This is a genomic window from Corynebacterium sp. NML98-0116, from assembly GCF_001767255.1.
Classification (GTDB): domain Bacteria; phylum Actinomycetota; class Actinomycetes; order Mycobacteriales; family Mycobacteriaceae; genus Corynebacterium; species Corynebacterium pseudogenitalium.
Map to the genome: position 1 here is coordinate 1,819,586 of NZ_CP017639.1, position 17,809 is coordinate 1,837,394.

A 17,809-nucleotide genomic window follows, 5' to 3' on the forward strand; every position below is an offset into this window, starting at 1 on the left:
TGCCACCATGGACCAGGTCGATCCGTTAATCTCCGCTATTTATCGTTGGTTCGATGTATCCGGTGTCTTACTGATGGGCATCATCGGTGGCACAATCGCACGCCACCGTGGCTACGACATCATCGGGTTTTTCTTCATCGCGATGCTCTCCGCACTCGGCGGAGGCATGCTTCGCGACGTCCTCATCAACGAAGGCACCGTGGCGGCAATGAGCCAGCCGGAGTACCTCATCCTGGCTTTTACCGGCGCGGTGATCGCGCGCTTTACATACTTCAAAGGGCGCGCGTGGAGCGTGCTTGAAAGCCATGGCGACGCCTTCGTCTCAGCGCTGTGGGCGGCCACCGGGGCGTCGAAAGCCCTGACGTACGGGCTGCCGGTCCTGCCTGCGATCATGATGGGCGTGTTCACCGCGACGGGCGGCGGCATGATCCGCGACGTCGTCACCGGCCGCGAGCCGAGTGTCTTCGGCAACAACCAACCAACGGTCATTCCAGCCGTGGCATGCTCTGTCATCGTGCTGCTTGGGCACGCCACGGGCCACATGGCGATCGGGATGGTGATTGGCCCGATGGTGAGCTTCGGACTCTTCCTGCTCGGCTACTACGGAAACTGGCGAATCTCCACGAACTCCGAGTTCGCGCCGGTAAACCAGACCGCGGCACACCTCGCTGAACTGGCTCGGAAAGCGGAGCGTCGCTCACGCAACATCGCGCGTGAACTCGAGCCGACCCGCGTGCGCTCCTGGCGCCACCGCCAGATGGAAAAGGCGCTCCAGCGCAGGATCGAATCGGAAGTCAAGCGCGGCAAAGGCCGTTCGGAAGCAGTCCACGAGGCGGATGCGTTCCTCCAGGAGTTCACATCCCAGTTCGAGGCGATCAACGTGGAGGAAGGCCAGGATGTGGCGGAGGGGGCGTCGACAAGCGAGTCGCTGCTCGACGGCATCGGGGTGGATCTCTCCGGCGATTCCTACGACGAGGACCGCAACCTTGATCAGACCGCCAGCAAGATGCTGGACATGATTCTGCAGGACGACAAACTCACCGACGAGCTCATCGAGCGGCTGGTCAAGCAGTACGAGGCACGAAACTCTTAGAGCGCCGCGGTGCCGAAGGCCCAGCCAGCGCCGAAGGTGATGGCAAGTCCAAGCCCACCGCCGATGACCAAGCGCAACACGGCGCGCGTCACGCTCGCGCCACCAGTGCGAGCAGAGATCGCGCCAGTTGCCGCCAGCGCCACGAGAGTCACAATGAACGTCGACGCCACACGCCACGAGTCTGGCGGAAGTAGCACCGCAGCAAGCGGCAGCAACGCACCGAGGAAGAAGGAAATGAACGACGCAATGGCCGCGGACCATGGGTTCGCAAGGTCGTCCTCGTCGATGCCGTAGTGCATTTCCAAGTGGGCCTTGATGGGGTCCTCGGCGGTGCGCTCCTTCGCCACCTTCAGCGCCGTCTTCGAGCTCAAACCAGACGCGACGTAGCCTGCGACCAGGTGCTCGAACTCCTCGTGCGGGTCCTCCTTGTGCAGCTCAAGCTCGCGCTCAATGAAGGCGCTTTCCATATCCCGCTGGGAGGACACGGACACGTACTCGCCGAGCGCCATCGACACTGCGCCACCGATCAGCGCGGCGATGCCGGCCGTAGCGATCGCGGGAACGTTCGGGGTAGCACCCGCGACGCCGACGACCACCGCGGCCGTCGAAACGATGCCATCATTCGCGCCGAGCACTGCCGCGCGCAGCTTGTTCAGCCGCTCATTCATGCCTTCAACCGCAACCATGCGCTACATCGTGGCTGAAACTACACACCCGCGCAACAAAGCGCAGCCTCACCAATATCGTGGGTGACCTGGCGTACGATAGCCTGCGATGAACACTGCAATACGCATCGCAAGCGCCGTGTGCGCGCCCCTGTGCCTGACTCTCGCCCCTGCCCCGCTTGCGCAGGCGGAGGATACGACGGTCACGACCACGGTCACACCCCGCCCCGGGTTTTACGACGACTACGGCAACTGGGTCCCCCCTGTCCGCCTCCATGCGCCGGACACGAACAATTGCGAGCGCTCCCTGTGGCCACCCGAGCCAGTATCGACGTCCGAGGCCCGCGAAACCGAGACGCTCCAACCACTCCCCGTAACCTACGAGGGCTCCTGCGGCATCGAGGCGCCCGAGGGATTCCATGTCGATGAGGGGGTGCTCGCGTCCGCGTGGCTGGTCGCCAACCTCGATACCGGCGACGTGATTGCGATGAAGGATCCGCACGGCAGGTACAGGCCGGCCTCGATTATTAAGGTGCTGCTCGCACTCGTGGCGATTGACGAGCTGCCCCGCGAGCAGCGCGTTGTGGTCAGCGAGGAATCCGCTGGCCAGGAGGGCTCCGCCGTCGGCATCGGGGCCGGCGGCGAGTACACCGTCAACGACCTGCTACACGGCCTGCTGATGGCCTCGGGCAACGACGCCGCCCATGCGCTCGCGCAGGCGCTCGGCGGTGACGACGCCACCCTGACGAAGATCAACGCGAAAGCCCGCGAGCTCGGCATGCTCGACACCCGCGCAACCTCCTACTCCGGGCTGGATCGGGCTGGGATGTCCACTTCGGCATGGGATATGGCGCTCGCCTACCGGGCCGCGTTTTCCAACCCGGCGTTCGCCGAAATCGCAGACACCGCCTCCTACCCCTTCCCCGGCTATGGTGACATCCCGGGCTACGAGCTGTGGAACGACAACAAGCTCTACCTCAACGACCCAGACGGCATCGGCGGCAAGACCGGCTACACGGATGACGCGAACCACACGTTTGTAGGCGCAGTCGACCACGACGGCGTGCGTCTGGTGGCGGTAGTGCTGGACACCACGGTGGATAAAATGCGCGCGTGGCAGCAGGCGCAGACGCTTCTCCACGAGTCCTACGCCTACGCCTCCGAGGGCCACACCCACGTGGCGTCGCTGAACCCTGTCGAGGGAACGCCGACGACAACATCGCAGCCGACCGATACCGCTGATGAGCAGCCTGGAACAGCAAAAAGCCAGGGTGGCATTCCCTGGCTTTCCATCGCGCTCGTCGGCGGCGTGCTGGTGGTTACCGCACTCGCCGTCGCGCTTAGTTTCGCGTCAGCAAAGAAACGATCCCGACGCCAATAGCACCAATCGCGGCCCCAATGCCTAGCGCCTTGCCCGATGCCGAGGCGCTGCTAGCAGGGTCCTGGTACGCGCCCGCGCGCACATTAATGATCGCGGACTCCGGGACCTCAACCGGCTCGAGCTCCAACGACTCCTCTGTAGTTGCGGTCCAGGCAGAAACGTAGAGCACAACGCGCCAGATGAGATAGAGCACCACCATCAGCACAATCACTGGGCCGAAGATCGCGCCGGCTGGGTTGCCCGTCGCCGAGCTGACGATCACGGTTGCGAACTGCTTCACCAGCTCGAACGCGACCGCGCCGAGCAGCGCGCCCTTCAGGCCGGACTTCATCGGCACCTTCGTGCGCGGCATGTACGTGACCATCCACCACATAACCAGGAAGTTCGCCAGCACACCGACCAACAGGCCGACGGCCCACACCACGAGGCGGGCCCCCGGGAAGTCACCGAGACCGAAGTGCTCCATCGCCTGCGAGGTCCAGGAGGATGCACCTACAGCGGTCACACCGAACGCCACGATGAAGAGCAGAATCAAACCGATCAAGCCCAACAGGTCCGTCAGCTTCTTCACGACGAAGTTTCCACCATCATTCGCGTCAAGGTTCCACATCGCCGAAACGCCGACTCGCAGGTTGTTCATCCATCCCAAGCCGGACCAGAGGGTTGTGAGCAAACCGACACCTGCGACGGCTCCACGCTGGTCGATCGCTGCCTGTAGCAACTCGTTGACGGTCTCGCCGAGTCCCCCTTCGAGGTTCTCAGTGATTTGGCCCTGCACCTGCTGCATGATGTCCGGGCGCCCGTTCAAAAACATACCGAGGGCAGCGAACAGCAACATCGCCAGCGGGAAGAGTGACAGTACCGAGAAGTACGTAATACCTGCAGAAAGCTGGTTACCGCCCTGCGCGGAGAAACGCTCGTTCATCCGCATCAGGTGCCCGACCGCCGGAGCCTTCTTCGCAATCTCGTCCGCAGCGCCCTCTGTTTGCTGCTTCGTGGCGCGCTCAATGCCCTGCCGATCGGTGTACTCCGTCTGTGGCGACGTCGAAGTGGCCATCACAGTCCCTTCCCTACTTCTGGTTTGTTACGTTAAGCACACCATCGTAGCGGAAAGGTCCACCATCTAGCCACCGAATTGCTAGGCTCCCGCGAGAAAACCAACCTTCTCATACACGTCTTTTACCAACGGCGCCGCGATCTCGCGTGCGCGCTGCGCTCCGTCCGCAAGGATGCGTTCCAGCTGTCCACGGTCGTTCATGAGTTCGTCGTAGCGGGCGCGAAGTGGCGTCGTAAAGGCCTCAAGTGCATCGGCCGTGTCAACCTTCAGTGCGCCGTAGCCCTTGCCCTCGTAGCTGGCCACCAGCGAGTCGATCGGGGTGCCGGTCAGCGCAGACTGGATCACTAAGAGGTTGGAAACACCTGGCTTGTTTTCCTTGTCATAGGCGACGACGCCATCATCATCCGTCACCGCGGAACGGATCCGCTTCGCGGACACCTTCGGATCATCCAGCAGGTTAATCAGACCCTTGGGGTTCTGCCCAGACTTGCTCATCTTCGACGTCGGGTCCTGCAAGTCGTAAATCTTTGCCGAGCCTTCCGGAATCAGCCCCTCCGGCACAACGAACGTGGAGCCGTAGCGGGAGTTGAAACGCTCGGCGAGCGTGCGGGTCAGCTCAAGGTGCTGACGCTGATCTTCACCAACGGGCACAACCTGTGGCGAGTACAGCAAAATATCGGCGGCCATCAACACCGGGTAGGTGAACAGACCGACCGAGGTGCGATCCTGGCCCTGCTTCTGGCTCTTGTCCTTAAACTGCGTCATGCGGCTTGCCTCGCCGAAGCCGGTGAGGCACTGCAGCACCCAGGTCAGCTCCGTGTGCTCAGGCACATGCGACTGCACGAACAGAGTGGACTTCTCTGGGTCGATGCCGAGCGCGATCAGCTGCGCGCAGCCCGCGATGGTGCGCTCGCGCAGCTCCTTCGGATCCTGGTCGACCGTGATGGCGTGCAGGTCCGGGATGAAATAAAACGCGTCGTACCCGTCTTGCAGGTCAATCCACTGCTTCAATGCCCCAAGGTAGTTGCCGAGGTGGTAGGAATCTGCCGTGGGTTGAATGCCGGAAAGTACGCGCTGTTTTTTAGTCATGCCTACCTACTGTAGACCGGAACGTGCGCGTGCGGTACCTGCCCTATTCTTTTTCCTCTTTGTCGGTCTTATTGTTTGGCCGCGGGTCGGTTCGGCGCATGCGCTTGATGCCGCGGTAGACCTGGCGCGCCCCCGGCACCATCCGCGCTCGCCGGTAGAAGTAAGAGGTCAGCGCGTACTTCGGGTCGATCTCGGCGACGCGCTCGTCGTCGTACACATAGACCGGCAGTGACCAGCCACGCTTCAGGGAAACCAGGCGGATACCCAGCACGAGCAGCACGGTAACAATGACGTTGACCCACTCCGGGACCCTCGCCATCATCATGAGCCACCACGCCACGGTGCCAATCACCGCCGCCGACGCATACAGCTCTTTCCGGAACACCAGCGGCACACGATCGGAGAGGACGTCGCGAATGATACCGCCGGACACACCGGTGGTGATGGCGGCCACGCAGGCAATGATGAACCCGTGGCCGTTCTCAATCGCGATTCGAATACCAACAACAACGAACGCGGCGAGCCCGATGGCGTCGGCAACTAAGAAGCCGCGACGCAGCTGGTGCATCAGCCAACTAATGCGGACAGTCAGTACGGAAGCAACTACGACGAGCAGCAGATACTCGGGTTTTTCCACCCACACCATCGGGTAAATCCCCAGCAGCAGGTTGCGCACCGTGCCGCCGCCGAGCGCGGTCAACGCGCCGAGGGTGATGACCCCGAAGAGGTCCATGCGCATGCGGCCCGCGGAGACAGCCGCGGTCATGGCCTCTGCGACGATACCGATGATGAACAGCGCGGTGATGAGCTGATCGGTGCTGACTGCGTCCATATTAAATGTCGTACTCCACGATGAGTGGGGAGTGATCCGACCAGCGCTGCTCAACCGTAGGCGCCTTCTCCACCCAGCTGCGCTGCGCGCGCTCGAGCATGGACTCCGTTGCGGCCTGGTAGTCGATGCGCCAGCCGGCGTCGTTGTTAAACGCCTGGCCACGGTAGGTCCACCATGTGTACGGCGCGTCCTCGGGCTGCAAGCGGCGTGCGACGTCGAACCACTGCGGGTTGTCATTCGCTTGTCGACGCCCCTCCGACTCATACTCCACCGCCCCAGCCCACCGGCTTGCCTCCTTGTCTTCGAGGTCCTGCGCGGCGTCATCCGGGAACGCACCGAAGACGGAGTCCATGAACGCGCGCTCGTCGGGCAGGAAGCCGGACTTCTTCCGGTTCGTCTTCCAGTTCTTGAGGTCTTCGCGGCGGTGACAGATGTTCCAGTCGCCTGCGATCACCATGTCGGGGTACTTCGCGGGCAGCTCCTCGAGCACCGGACCGAACTGGTCGAAGAAGCGGTACTTCTCGTCCTGTTTCGCCGTCTCCGCGGCGCCCGACGGCAGGTAGAGCGACGCCACCCGCACGCCACTTTCGAGGGTCGCCGCGATGAAACGCCCCGCATCCTCGAAGCCCGGGATGCCAACGCTTACCTCAGATAGGGGGGTTCTTGAGAGAATTCCCACACCCGCGCGGCCTTTCGCGCCCGGAGTTTCCGCCGGGGCGACAGCGAGATACCACCCTTGCTCAAGCGCAGGCGCCAGCGCGAGCTCGGTTTGTTGCTGCGTTGCCCGCACCTCTTGCATCAGCACGACGTCGACAGACGAGGCGTCGAGCCATGCGTGCATCCCGTGATTGAGCTCGTTGCGAACCTTCGTTGCCGCGCGGATTCCGTTGACGTTGACCGAAGCAATGCTTAAAACCATGCCCATGACCCTACCTTTCCCCGCTAATACAAGACACGCGGTATGTAAAAGCTGTACGCTGTGGGTTTAGGCAACACATTTGACGCGATACTTAAGGAGAACCATGGCTCAAATCATTTGGACACGCACCGATGAAGCGCCACTGCTGGCAACCTATTCCCTCAAGCCAATCGTTGAGGCATTCGCCGCTCAGGCGGGGCTCGATGTCACCACCGCTGACATCTCGCTTGCAGGCCGCATCATTGCGCAGTTCCCGGAGCGTCTCACCGACGAGCAGAAGATGGACGACGCACTTGCGCAGCTCGGCCAGCTTGCTACTACCCCCGAAGCGAACATCATCAAGCTTCCGAACATCTCGGCTTCCCTGGTCCAGCTGAAGAAGGCCATCGCAGAGCTGCAGGCCGCTGGCTTCGACCTGCCGGAGTACCCGGACAATCCTTCCACCGACGAAGAGCGCGAAGTCCAGAAGCGTTACGATGCCGTGAAGGGCTCCGCCGTGAACCCCGTCCTGCGCGAGGGCAACTCTGATCGCCGCGCGCCGGAGGCCGTCAAGAACTTCACCAAGAAGCACCCGCACTCGATGGGCGCGTGGTCGAAGGACTCCAAGACCAACGTTGCGACCATGGATGCTGGAGACTTCCGCCACAACGAGAAGTCCGTCATCATGCCGGCGGCCGATTCCCTGACCATCAAGCTGGTCGCCAATGATGGCACCGAGACCGTCCTCAAGGACTCCCTGGCTGTCGAAGCTGGCGAAGTCGTGGACGGCACCTTCATGTCCGCCAAGGCGCTCGACGCGTTCCTTCTCGACGCGGTCAAGCGCGCCAAGGAAGAGGGCGTGCTCTTCTCCGCTCACCTGAAGGCAACGATGATGAAGGTCTCCGACCCAATCATCTTCGGCCACGTCGTCCGCGCGTACTTCAAGGACGTCTACGACAAGTACGGCGAGACCCTTTTCGCTGCTGGCCTGAACGGCGAGAACGGCCTGGGCGCGATCCTCGATGGCCTTGCTGGCGTCGATAATGGTGAGGAGATCCGCGCGGCCTTCGAGCAGGCACTGAAGGACGGCCCGGCGTTGGCGATGGTCAACTCCCACAAGGGCATCACCAACCTGCACGTACCATCCGACGTGATTATCGACGCCTCGATGCCTGCGATGATCCGCACTTCGGGCCACATGTGGAACGCTGCCGACCAGGAGCAGGACACCCTGGCGACCATCCCGGATTCCTCCTACGCGGGCGTCTACCAGGCGGTTATCGACGACTGCCGCGCCAACGGCGCCTACGACCCAACCACCATGGGCACCGTGCCAAACGTCGGCCTGATGGCGAAGAAGGCTGAGGAGTACGGCTCCCACGACAAGACCTTCAAGATCCCTGCCGACGGCAAGGTCCAGGTTGTAAACAAGGCCGGCGACGTACTCATTGAGCACGACGTCGAGGCCGGCGACATCTGGCGCGCATGCCAGACCAAGGACGCCCCGATCCAGGACTGGGTCAAACTCGCGGTCAACCGCGCACGCCTGTCCGGCATGAAGGCCATCTTCTGGCTCGACGAGGAGCGCGCACACGACCGCAACCTCATCTCCCTTGTTGAGAAATATCTGCAGGACCACGACACGGACGGCCTGGACATCTCCATCTTGAACCCAGTTGAGGCAACGAAGGTCTCCGTCGAGCGCATCCGCCGCGGCGAGGACACCATCTCCGTGACCGGTAACGTCCTGCGCGACTACAACACCGACCTGTTCCCGATTCTGGAGCTGGGCACCTCCGCGAAGATGCTCTCCGTCGTTCCACTGATGGCTGGCGGCGGCCTCTTCGAAACCGGTGCTGGCGGCTCCGCACCGAAGCACGTGCAGCAGGTCCAGGAGGAGAACCACCTGCGCTGGGACTCCCTCGGCGAGTACCTCGCACTTGCAGAGTCCTTCCGCCACGAGAAGAACACCAAGGGCAACGAGAAGGCAGGCGTCCTCGGTGACGCGCTGGACCGCGCAACGGAGAAGCTGCTCAACGAAGGCAAGTCGCCATCGCGCAAGGTCGGCGAGATCGACGACCGCGGCTCCCACTTCTGGCTGGCACGCTACTGGGCCGAAGAGCTCGCCGCGCAGTCTGAGGACGCGGACCTGGCGGCCACGTTCGCCCCGGTTGCTGCAGCGCTGGCAGAGAACGCCGAGACCATCGACGCAGAGCTGCTCGCGGTGCAGGGCTCCCCTGCCGACTTGGGTGGCTACTACTGGCCTGAGGAGGCCAAGGTCACTGCCGTCATGCGTCCGTCGGCAACGTTTAACAAGGTGATTGACGGTTTGAAGTAAACCCTCGGTTTGATCGGCCCCGGTTGCTGCGTTTTCGCGGCGGCCGGGGTTTCGTTTACGGTTCTTGACCTGGCGCCCAGGATGGTACCTCTACGTGGTAACCAGAGGATGGTAATCAGCCGAGTAACTGGGCCGACGGCGATCACCTCTACTCGGCTGATTACCGTCCTCTGGTTACCATCCTCGGCAAAGAGCGGGCTGCGGGTGTGGTGGCGTCGAGAAGCAGGTACTCACCCGAGGGCTGCCCGGCGGCCAGCGATGGTGTCGCGGACCTCGCGGATGAACTGATCGGGGTACCGACGCAAGAAAGACGGCGGGTAACGCAGGAAGACGTAGCCCCTGTTAGCGATCATCTTCTGTCGCTCGAACTCTTCCTGCCGCGCGCGTTCGGCGTTGGGTCCCTGGTATTTCACGTTGCCGTCGATCTCGATGAGCAGCCAGCCGTCGACGCAGAGGTCCGCGTAGCGTCCAGCCACTTCGTACTGCGTAAACAAAGGGCCGATCCCCGCCCGGATCAGCAGAGCGCGTGCGAAAGATTCGTAGGGCGAACCGGAATCCGCGACACAGTGCCGGATGCACTCCCGGACCACGGCAACGCCCTTTAGCCTGCCAAGTTGGGATGCCTCCCGTTCAAGAAGTTCAAACGTAAACCCACTACACCGAAGGTAGTCGGCAGCGACGAGCCCTTCGACGAAGCCGTAATGGCGGGCGATGTCAGCAAACGTTCGGAAACCGTTAGTAACCCGGTGGCCGTCGCGCAACGAGATTTCGTTGCTACGCAGCACCATGCGCCGAAACATTATCCCCTCCCGGTTTCGGCGAGATGGCGGGCTCCCCCTCGAAAGCAGACACAGTTCGACGGGTTCTTCCGTCGTACTAATCACCCAAATGCCGTGCATGCGCGCGGCCGATCTTCCGACCAACACCGCTTCCCTGCTCATCATCGCAGCAGCTTCGACGCGCAGCCACTGACGTTCGTGGAACCTCAGCGCTTTCCATCCCGTCTCTGCATACACAATGCTCGTGTCGAGCACCCGATATGGCCCTCGGAGTTTGTCGAGTTCCTTGTGGGAAAGAACCCGCTTGTCCACAATCCCCCGCCGTAGCTCTTCCTTCCGTTCCTCCCACCGTTGCCGTTGTGCCTTATGTGCTCTGTCAATCCCCATGTCTGTTCTGACGGCGAAAACCCGGCACCGGTTCCCTCCCGTCGCCGAAGGCCTACCCCGCGTTGCGCGACGCGAAGGTTCACGAACGTACATCACCGTCACTATTGTCAACATGGTTGAACCAGCAAGTTGGCATGACTACCGCCCGGGGTGAGCGTGACGCTGGACGCTCTTCACTATTCTATTTATATTCACATATATCGCCTGGTTAAACAGTATTGCTAGACAGCTTGGTTCACACGAAACCTACCAAGCGTTACATTGTTCCCCATGACTCAATACGACAACAGCAATACGAAAGATTGGTCCTTCAACACCCGCACCATCCACGCCGGACAGGCAGTGGACAGCGACTACGGGGCCCGCAACCAACCCATCTACATGACCACCTCCTACGTGTTCGACAACGCTCAGCACGCAGCAGACCGCTTCAACCTCTCCAACCCAGGCCCGATCTACACTCGCCTGACCAACCCGACCCAGCAAGCGCTCGAAGACCGCATCGCGGACCTCGAGGGTGGCGTCGCAGCTACCGCATTCGCCTCTGGCATGGCTGCAGAGACCGCCGCCATCACGAACCTGGCGTCGGCAGGTGACCACATCGTCACCTCGCCTCGCATCTACGGCGGCACCGAGACCCTGTTCCAGGTGACGCTGCCACGCCTCGGCATCGACGTCACGTTCGTGGACAACCCTGACGATCCAGAGAGCTGGCAGGCGGCTGTCCAGCCGAACACGAAGGCGTTCTACGGCGAGACCTTCGGCAACCCGATCGCCGACGTCCTCGACATCCCGACCGTCGCGGAGGTCGCGCACCGCAACCAGGTGCCACTGATTATTGACAACACCATGGCCACCGCCGCCTTGGTCCGCCCACTGGAGCTCGGTGCAGACATTGTCGTCGCTTCCACTACGAAGTTCTACACGGGCAACGGCGCAGCTATCGGCGGCGTCCTCGTCGACGGCGGCAAGTTCGACTGGACCGTCGAGCGCGACGGCAAACCGGTCTTCCCGTACTTCGTCACCCCGGATCCGGCGTACCACGGCCTGAAGTACGCGGACCTCGGTGCACCGGCCTTCGCGCTGAAGGCCCGCGCCGGCATCCTGCGCGACACCGGCGCTGCAATCTCCCCGTTCAACGCGTGGGTTGCGCTGCAGGGACTGGACACGCTCAGCCTGCGCGTGGAGCGCCACAACGAGAACGCACTGAAGGTGGCAAAGTTCCTCAGCGAGCACGACAAGGTAGCCAAGGTGAACTTCGCCGGCATCGAGTCCTCCCCGTACTACGCGGTCAAGGAGAAGCTCGGCCTGCGCTACACCGGCTCGGTCCTCTCGTTCGAAATCGCAGGCGACAAGGACGACCACACCAACGCCTGGAAGTTTATCGACGCCCTCAAGCTGCACTCGAACCTGGCGAACATCGGCGACGTCCGCTCCCTGGTGGTTCACCCGGCCACGACGACGCACTCCCAGTCGGACGCGGAGGGCCTGGCACGCGCCGGCATCTCCCAGGCAACCATCCGCCTGAGCGTCGGTATCGAAGACGCCGACGACATCATTGCGGACCTCGAGCGCGGATTCGCAGCGATCTAACATGCCCAACCTGGCGCCTGAAGGCGAGCTGCAGATAGTCCCGATTGGCGACTTCACCACAGAGGCCGGAGCCACTATCCAGGACGCCCACATCGCGTACCAGCGGTGGGGGCAGTTCCGGGGTGACCCGAAGGGCGACAACAACATCCTTGTTGTTGAGCACGCCTTAACCGGGGACTCCAACGCCGCTGAGTGGTGGGGCGGGGCGATCGGCCCCGGCAAAGCACTCGACACCGACACTTGGTGCGTGATCTGCACCAACGTGATCGGGTCCTGCTACGGCTCGACTGGCCCTGCGAGCACGCATCCCGACGGCGCCGCATGGGGGTCGCGCTTCCCCGCACTTTCAGTCCGCGACCAGGTCCGCGCCGAACGCACCTTGTTCACCCAGCTCGGTATCCACCGTGTGCATGCCATCATGGGAGGCTCCATGGGCGGGGCGCGCACCCTGGAGTGGACGCTGCTTTACCCCGAATCTGTCGGCTACGCCTGCGTCATGGCGGTCTCCGCGCGCGCAAGCGCCTGGCAGATCGGCATCCAGGAGGCTCAGATTTACGCCATCGTGCGCGACCCCAACTGGCACGGCGGCGACTACTACTCCACCGGCACCTCCCCCGATGAGGGACTGGCTGCCGCCCGGCGCATCGCACACCTCACCTACCGCGGTGAGCTCGAAATCGACGAGCGCTTCGGCACCAGCGCCCAAGAAGGCGAAAACCCACTCGGCCCCTACCGCGAGCACGACCAGCGCTTCGCTGTGCAAAGCTACCTGGACTACCAGGGGCAGAAGCTCGTCAAGCGTTTCGACGCCGGCGCCTACGTCACACTCACTGAAGCCATGAACCGCCACGACATCGGTCGCGGTCGCGGAGGCCTGAACAAGGCGCTGCACTCGTCGACGGTGCCGACGATGATTGTGGGCGTCGATACGGATATTTTGTACCCCTACCACCAGCAGGAACACATGTCCCGCAACCTGGGGAACCTGCTGGGGATGCACAAGCTGTCATCCCCGGTTGGCCACGACGCGTTTCTCGTCGAGGCCCGCCAGATGGACAACATCTTGCGCAACTTCATCGCGCTGACCAGCGCGTAAGATCCCTTTAGGAGCCCAGCGCGTCCACCGACCAGGCTAGCCACACCATCGCGGCGCCCAGGCCGGTGGAAAACGCGATATCGAAACGCTTGGAGCGCACTGCCAGCAGACCAATGACTTGCGAGTCGCACGTCAGGCGCAGCAGTGCGCACCACAGCATGGTCGCCCCGAGTGTGAACGTGGCACGCCGCCAATGATCCGTCAGCGACCACACCCCCGCGGCGACAAAACCCAGGATGAACACGCCGACCATCGCCACCTGCACGTTCCGAGGCAGAGGCGAGGGCGGGTTCCCAATGTCATGAGGGTTGTCCAGCGACAACCCTTCTGCCGAGTTAGGCAAGCTGCTCAGCCCGCTCCACGATATTGCGGACCAGGAACGTGCGAGTCATCGGGCCAACGCCACCAGGGTTCGGCGAGACCCAGCCCGCCTTCTCCCACACATCCGGGTGCAGGTCGCCGACTGTTTTGCCGTCGACACGAGAGACGCCCACGTCCAGCAGCGCGGCGCCTTCCTTAATCATGTCCGCCGTAATCATGTGTGGTTTGCCAGCCGCCGCGATGACCACGTCCGCCCGGCGCGTCTCCGCGGCCAGATCCTTGGTGCCGGTGTGGCACAGCACCGTCGTGGCGTTGACGTTACGCGAGGTCAACATCAGCGAGATTGGGCGGCCCACGGTTACTCCGCGGCCGATGACGCACACGATCGCGCCGTTAAGATCCACGCCGAAGCGCTCCAGCAGCTTGATGGAACCGTTCGGGGTGCACGGCAGCGGCGCGGGCTCGTTAAGCACCAGTTTGCCCAGGTTGACCGGGTGCAGGCCGTCGGCGTCCTTGTCCGGGTCGATCAGTTCCAGGATGCGGTTCTCATCCAGGTGCTTCGGCAGGGGCAGCTGCACGATGTAGCCGGTGACGGCGTCGTCGTTGTTGAGCTCCTCGATGACTTCCTCGAGTGCTTCCTGCGTGATGTCCCCCGGCAGCTCCTTCATGATGGAGGCAATGCCGAGCTCCTCACAGTCGCGGTGCTTCATGCGCACGTAGTTCTGGCTCGCGGGATCATCGCCGACTAGCACGGTGGCCAGCCCCGGCGTGATTCCACGCTCTCGCAAGGCGGCGACTCGTGTTTTGAGATCTGCAAAGATCTCCTCGCGGTACAGTTTTCCGTCTAATTTAATCGCAGTCACGGTGACCATCCTAGACTGTAACCATGTGCGCTTTTCACGTTATCTTTGACAATCCCGTCATCCCAGGCAACACCGGCAACGCAATCCGGCTGTGCGCAAACACCGGCGCCGTACTGCACCTGGTGGAGCCACTCGGGTTCAACTTCGAAGACAAGCACCTGAAGCGCGCAGGGCTGGACTACCACGACCTAGCGGACGTCCAGATCCACCCAACTATCGACGCCTGCTTCGCCGCCATCCCGGATGCCCGCATCTTCGCGTTCACCACCCAGGCGACCGACTACTACCAGGACGTCGAGTACCGCGACGGTGACGCCCTCCTCTTCGGCACCGAGCCGACCGGTCTCCCCGAAGCACACCGCAGCCACCCGCGCGTGACCAAGCAGCTCCGCATCCCGATGCTGCCGAGCCGCAGGTCAATGAACCTTTCCAACTCCGCGTCCGTCGCCGTCTTCGAGGCCTGGCGGCAGTTGGGATTCGTCGGCGGAGTCTAAGCGGAAGGGTTGCTACAGCTGTTAAGATCTGTGCCTGTTACCCTGCCCCTTAATTGAAACGAGTCCGCCATGCTCTCTACGACTGCATCCCGTGCCCGTTTGACCGCTGTACTCGCCGCTTCTGCATTGTTGGCGAGTTGTTCGGGTTCCTCCGATGAAGAGCTCGACGCGTGGCGCGCCGAGCAAGACGCCGCAGTCTCGGACATAGCCTCAATGCTTAACGAGAACTCTCCGACACCAGCTACTACTACCTCCGCCCGTCAGTCACCGTACCGGCCAGAACCGGACTACCGCGAACGCCCAAGCGCCCCCAGCCAGCGCGTCGAGCCACCGATTCAACGCAACGTCATCGATCCGAGAAACGACTCATCTGGGCAACGGGGCCGCGACGACAACCGTGGCGTGTACTACCACAACTCCGTCGACTGGAAGTGGCTGGAGCAGCCTGGCGGGATCGTACCTGGCGGCAGGATCATCAACGAGACACAAAGCTCGGGCTGTTCGACGGGCTTCCTTGCATCCAAAGGCGAGCGGATCTTCATCATCACTGCGGGCCACTGTGGCGATCGCGGCGATCAGTTCTACGTGCAGGACGCCCAAGGCAACTGGTCGTATGTCGGAGAGATGGTGGAGTCCTATCTGGAGAAGGACGCATACGGCGGTATCGTCGGCGCCGATATCGGGCTGATCGAAATCACCGGCGATGCGCGATATTCCTCAACACTCCCGTTGGATCTTCCGCTCCGCGGCTGGATCACCCCGCAAGAAGCACAGGCACGCGGCATGGCCATCTGCCGTCTCGGCGCCACCACCGGTTACTCATGTGGAGAGTTCGAAAGCATCGGAAACAACGGCCTCTTCTACTTCCGCAGCATCACCGATCGCGGAGACTCAGGCGGCGCGGTCTTCGCCGCCGACAACTCTGGAGTGTGGGCCGTAGGCGTCAACTCCAACGTGTCCGATGCGAATAAGACCCGCGTAGGCGCCATGGAGATCGGCAGCGCCATCCAATACTGGGGCCTGACCATCCACAACTAAGTCTCCTCGACGAGCGCTACCGCATCGTCCATGCCAGGCAGCGTGCGGGTGCGCAGCGTATCGACGAGCCAACGCCCCTCCCCCGCGCGCATATCCCGCGCCACCATTTTGACGGCTCCAGGGACCAGATCAAAGCGCACGTGCGCGAGGCCAAGCCTGCGCTGCAACGGCCCTTGTTTGAAGGAAAGCTCCTGGATATGCACGTTTTCCACCATCTGGTACCGCTGGGACAGGCGACCGAACGTGACCACTGTGACCTCTGGGTACAGCGTGACCGTCTGCCGCCGCCAATCAACCGGTGAAACCCACCGCGCAGAGCGCGGGGAGCGCAGCTGTGCACGCGACATGTCACGCATCGCCTCACCGGACAACGGCGCAATCGCGTCGATGACCTGCATGGCCTGCTCCAAGGTCCCGACCGGCAGCAGCTTGGACGTGCCAGTTGCCTTGTTGCGCTCGGACCCGTACCCGGCCACAGTCACCGAGACGGTCCACCACCCAAACATGCGCCACAGCAGTGGCTGGCGAAGCTGTACCGCGTGGATGCGGTGCAGCGGGACCGCTTGGTGCCTGCGGTTCGCAAGCCCGTACGTCATGTTGATGACGGCCCCGTTGCTGCCGGAGGTGGCGTCGTCAAGCACTGAATTGAAGCGCCACGAGTGGTCGATGGTGCGCCAGATCTGTGGCACGAACCCGACGAGGATCGGTACTGCCGCGGTGATCGAGAGATCGGTGAAGAGCGGGACGGCGCTCGAGACAACAGTAATGATGGTTGAGAGTTGGAACGCCGCAGCAAGCAGCGAACGACCAATCGGGATTGGTGGCACCAGCGTATTAGCCGGGTCGGCGTCTTGCTCGGTGGGCGTCAACGCGGACGCAGCTGCGCCGGGGCGGGCAGCAATGGCCTGCAGGATCTCGGCGCGTAGTTCGTCCGCTTCCGCGCGGGGCAGGTAGGCGATCTCGATGGCCGAATTGTTGCCTCCGGCCGCCTCGACGCGCACCGCCGCAAGCCCGAACAGGCGCGGCGCGAACGGTTCGATGACGTCGACTGCCTGGATCCGGTCGTAGCGAGCGGTGCGCACCTTAGTGGTGAGCACCCCTCGCGTCAGCTCGATGTCTTCTTCGCCAACGCGGAATCCGATCTTGGCCCACCACAGCTGCGAAATAATGAACACTACGAGCAGGCCAACGACGAACACGCCAACGGCCACGCCCACATCCATGATGCCGATGCCTTCGTCCTGCAGCCAGTTGACTAGGGGCATCGTGAAGTTGAAGACAGCGATCGTGAGCAGCGCAAGCAGCGTCGCCCACACGCGCAGCAACGGGGTCAGTCGGTGGACCCGCCGGTACTCAGAGGCCGCCGTCATAGGCCACTCATCTGTTCGCGTGCTTTGACTACAAGCCGGTCACGCAGCGCGTCGGCGTCGTGGGCGGGAAGTCCAGGCAGCGTGGTCACCGAACTGACCGATGCCGTGTTCACCACCAACTTCTTGAGCCCAAGTATCCGCATCACCGGTCCCGTGTTGACGTCCACGAACTGGATGCGCCCGTAAGGGATAACGGTGAGCGTGTGCCACATCTTCCCCTGGCTCAGGATGAGCTCGTTGTTCGTTTCCAGCCACGCCAGGTTGCGTACCTGGAACGGGATAAGGAAGTACTTCCAGATGAAGAACACTCCGCAGACGGCCGCTCCCCACATCCACCAGCCGCCGTACTTCCACTGCGCCCACAGCAGGCTGCCGATGACAATCAGCGCCCACACCGTGTTGGTCACCAGCATGGGCACCATGTACTTCGGTGATACGCGGTGCATCTGCTCAACCGAGGCCGGTAGCGGTGGTCTCGCGAGTGCGTCAGTCTGCTGTTCCATGGGCCCTACCCT

At 62.6% G+C, this 17,809-nt stretch carries 17 protein-coding genes; 7 read left to right on the forward strand and 10 right to left on the reverse strand.

From position 1 onward, the window contains the following. Nucleotides 1-7: 7 nt before the first annotated feature. Complete coding sequence (locus BJP05_RS08350; RefSeq protein ID WP_070363000.1) at nucleotides 8-1,093, forward strand: trimeric intracellular cation channel family protein; 1,086 nt, start codon at nucleotides 8-10, stop codon at nucleotides 1,091-1,093. Here the strand turns inward: BJP05_RS08350 and BJP05_RS08355 are convergent. After that, nucleotides 1,090-1,779, reverse strand: a complete 690-nt coding sequence (locus BJP05_RS08355) for a VIT family protein (protein WP_070363001.1) — start codon at nucleotides 1,777-1,779, stop codon at nucleotides 1,090-1,092. The genes BJP05_RS08350 and BJP05_RS08355 overlap by 4 nt on opposite strands. A gap of 88 nt (nucleotides 1,780-1,867) precedes the next feature. Here BJP05_RS08355 and BJP05_RS08360 point away from each other — a divergent pair, with 88 nt between their 5' ends. Beyond that, the gene (locus BJP05_RS08360) at nucleotides 1,868-3,139 is read left to right on the forward strand and encodes a D-alanyl-D-alanine carboxypeptidase family protein (RefSeq protein WP_070363002.1); all 1,272 of its coding nucleotides are present in this window, start codon (nucleotides 1,868-1,870) and stop codon (nucleotides 3,137-3,139) included. Here BJP05_RS08360 and BJP05_RS08365 read toward each other — a convergent pair. From BJP05_RS08365 to BJP05_RS08380, 4 genes are all read right to left on the reverse strand, one after another. Continuing rightward, a complete protein-coding gene (locus BJP05_RS08365) occupies nucleotides 3,099-4,196 on the reverse strand; it encodes a YhjD/YihY/BrkB family envelope integrity protein (RefSeq protein WP_070363003.1) in 1,098 nt (365 codons plus the stop codon). The genes BJP05_RS08360 and BJP05_RS08365 overlap by 41 nt on opposite strands. Nucleotides 4,197-4,277: 81 nt before the next feature. Then, entirely contained in the window at nucleotides 4,278-5,285 is a 1,008-nt protein-coding gene (gene trpS / locus BJP05_RS08370; RefSeq protein ID WP_070363004.1) for a tryptophan--tRNA ligase, read from the reverse strand. 43 nt (nucleotides 5,286-5,328) lie between these two features. Then, nucleotides 5,329-6,117 (reverse strand): trimeric intracellular cation channel family protein, encoded by a 789-nt coding sequence (locus BJP05_RS08375; protein ID WP_070363005.1) that lies wholly within the window; start codon nucleotides 6,115-6,117, stop codon nucleotides 5,329-5,331. 1 nt (nucleotide 6,118) lies between these two features. Continuing rightward, nucleotides 6,119-7,036 carry an exodeoxyribonuclease III gene (locus BJP05_RS08380; RefSeq protein WP_070363580.1) on the reverse strand — a complete coding sequence of 306 codons (918 nt, stop codon included), beginning with the start codon at nucleotides 7,034-7,036 and terminating at the stop codon, nucleotides 6,119-6,121. Nucleotides 7,037-7,139: 103 nt separating this feature from the next. Between BJP05_RS08380 and BJP05_RS08385 the strand changes: the two genes are divergently transcribed. After that, on the forward strand, nucleotides 7,140-9,353 hold the full coding sequence (locus tag BJP05_RS08385) for an NADP-dependent isocitrate dehydrogenase (protein ID WP_070363006.1): 2,214 nt from the start codon (nucleotides 7,140-7,142) through the stop codon (nucleotides 9,351-9,353). Nucleotides 9,354-9,583: 230 nt separating this feature from the next. Here BJP05_RS08385 and BJP05_RS08390 read toward each other — a convergent pair whose 3' ends face one another. Further along, on the reverse strand, nucleotides 9,584-10,444 hold the full coding sequence (locus tag BJP05_RS08390; RefSeq protein ID WP_145945263.1) for a hypothetical protein: 861 nt from the start codon (nucleotides 10,442-10,444) through the stop codon (nucleotides 9,584-9,586). Nucleotides 10,445-10,789: 345 nt separating this feature from the next. On the opposite strand from BJP05_RS08390, the gene BJP05_RS08395 reads away from it, so the two are divergent. Then, the gene (locus tag BJP05_RS08395) at nucleotides 10,790-12,112 is read left to right on the forward strand and encodes an O-acetylhomoserine/O-acetylserine sulfhydrylase (RefSeq protein WP_070363008.1); all 1,323 of its coding nucleotides are present in this window, start codon (nucleotides 10,790-10,792) and stop codon (nucleotides 12,110-12,112) included. Between the two features lies 1 nt (nucleotide 12,113). Next, nucleotides 12,114-13,208 carry a homoserine O-acetyltransferase gene (locus tag BJP05_RS08400; RefSeq protein ID WP_070363009.1) on the forward strand — a complete coding sequence of 365 codons (1,095 nt, stop codon included), beginning with the start codon at nucleotides 12,114-12,116 and terminating at the stop codon, nucleotides 13,206-13,208. Nucleotides 13,209-13,215: 7 nt separating this feature from the next. Here the strand turns inward: BJP05_RS08400 and BJP05_RS08405 are convergent, their stop codons facing one another. Together BJP05_RS08405 and BJP05_RS08410 are read right to left on the reverse strand one after the other, a co-directional pair. Then, nucleotides 13,216-13,551 (reverse strand): DUF3017 domain-containing protein, encoded by a 336-nt coding sequence (locus BJP05_RS08405; RefSeq protein ID WP_240492742.1) that lies wholly within the window; start codon nucleotides 13,549-13,551, stop codon nucleotides 13,216-13,218. After that, nucleotides 13,544-14,392 carry a bifunctional methylenetetrahydrofolate dehydrogenase/methenyltetrahydrofolate cyclohydrolase gene (locus tag BJP05_RS08410; RefSeq protein WP_205634833.1) on the reverse strand — a complete coding sequence of 283 codons (849 nt, stop codon included), beginning with the start codon at nucleotides 14,390-14,392 and terminating at the stop codon, nucleotides 13,544-13,546. Before BJP05_RS08410 ends, BJP05_RS08405 begins: the two co-directional genes overlap by 8 nt. Nucleotides 14,393-14,415: 23 nt before the next feature. On the opposite strand from BJP05_RS08410, the gene BJP05_RS08415 reads away from it, so the two are divergent. Both BJP05_RS08415 and BJP05_RS08420 read left to right on the forward strand, forming a co-directional pair. Further along, nucleotides 14,416-14,886, forward strand: a complete 471-nt coding sequence (locus BJP05_RS08415; protein ID WP_070363012.1) for a tRNA (cytidine(34)-2'-O)-methyltransferase — start codon at nucleotides 14,416-14,418, stop codon at nucleotides 14,884-14,886. 69 nt (nucleotides 14,887-14,955) lie between these two features. After that, nucleotides 14,956-15,924: a S1 family peptidase gene (locus tag BJP05_RS08420; RefSeq protein WP_070363013.1), complete on the forward strand. Its 969-nt coding sequence runs from the start codon at nucleotides 14,956-14,958 to the stop codon at nucleotides 15,922-15,924. Here the strand turns inward: BJP05_RS08420 and BJP05_RS08425 are convergent. Together BJP05_RS08425 and BJP05_RS08430 are read right to left on the reverse strand one after the other, a co-directional pair. Then, nucleotides 15,921-17,294: a PH domain-containing protein gene (locus tag BJP05_RS08425; protein WP_070363014.1), complete on the reverse strand. Its 1,374-nt coding sequence runs from the start codon at nucleotides 17,292-17,294 to the stop codon at nucleotides 15,921-15,923. The genes BJP05_RS08420 and BJP05_RS08425 overlap by 4 nt on opposite strands. Beyond that, the gene (locus BJP05_RS08430) at nucleotides 17,291-17,797 is read right to left on the reverse strand and encodes a PH domain-containing protein (RefSeq protein WP_240492743.1); all 507 of its coding nucleotides are present in this window, start codon (nucleotides 17,795-17,797) and stop codon (nucleotides 17,291-17,293) included. Before BJP05_RS08430 ends, BJP05_RS08425 begins: the two co-directional genes overlap by 4 nt. Nucleotides 17,798-17,809 lie beyond the last annotated feature (12 nt).

Coding starts and splice junctions, on each gene's coding strand:
- BJP05_RS08350 (WP_070363000.1), top strand. CDS start 8: ATGGACCAGGTCGATCCGTTAATCTCCGCTATTTATCGTTGGTTCGAT.
- BJP05_RS08355 (WP_070363001.1), bottom strand. CDS start 1,779: ATGGTTGCGGTTGAAGGCATGAATGAGCGGCTGAACAAGCTGCGCGCG.
- BJP05_RS08360 (WP_070363002.1), top strand. CDS start 1,868: ATGAACACTGCAATACGCATCGCAAGCGCCGTGTGCGCGCCCCTGTGC.
- BJP05_RS08365 (WP_070363003.1), bottom strand. CDS start 4,196: ATGGCCACTTCGACGTCGCCACAGACGGAGTACACCGATCGGCAGGGC.
- trpS (WP_070363004.1), bottom strand. CDS start 5,285: ATGACTAAAAAACAGCGCGTACTTTCCGGCATTCAACCCACGGCAGAT.
- BJP05_RS08375 (WP_070363005.1), bottom strand. CDS start 6,117: ATGGACGCAGTCAGCACCGATCAGCTCATCACCGCGCTGTTCATCATC.
- BJP05_RS08380 (WP_070363580.1), bottom strand. CDS start 7,036: ATGGTTTTAAGCATTGCTTCGGTCAACGTCAACGGAATCCGCGCGGCA.
- BJP05_RS08385 (WP_070363006.1), top strand. CDS start 7,140: ATGGCTCAAATCATTTGGACACGCACCGATGAAGCGCCACTGCTGGCA.
- BJP05_RS08395 (WP_070363008.1), top strand. CDS start 10,790: ATGACTCAATACGACAACAGCAATACGAAAGATTGGTCCTTCAACACC.
- BJP05_RS08400 (WP_070363009.1), top strand. CDS start 12,114: ATGCCCAACCTGGCGCCTGAAGGCGAGCTGCAGATAGTCCCGATTGGC.
- BJP05_RS08415 (WP_070363012.1), top strand. CDS start 14,416: ATGTGCGCTTTTCACGTTATCTTTGACAATCCCGTCATCCCAGGCAAC.
- BJP05_RS08420 (WP_070363013.1), top strand. CDS start 14,956: ATGCTCTCTACGACTGCATCCCGTGCCCGTTTGACCGCTGTACTCGCC.
- BJP05_RS08425 (WP_070363014.1), bottom strand. CDS start 17,294: ATGACGGCGGCCTCTGAGTACCGGCGGGTCCACCGACTGACCCCGTTG.
- BJP05_RS08430 (WP_240492743.1), bottom strand. CDS start 17,797: ATGGAACAGCAGACTGACGCACTCGCGAGACCACCGCTACCGGCCTCG.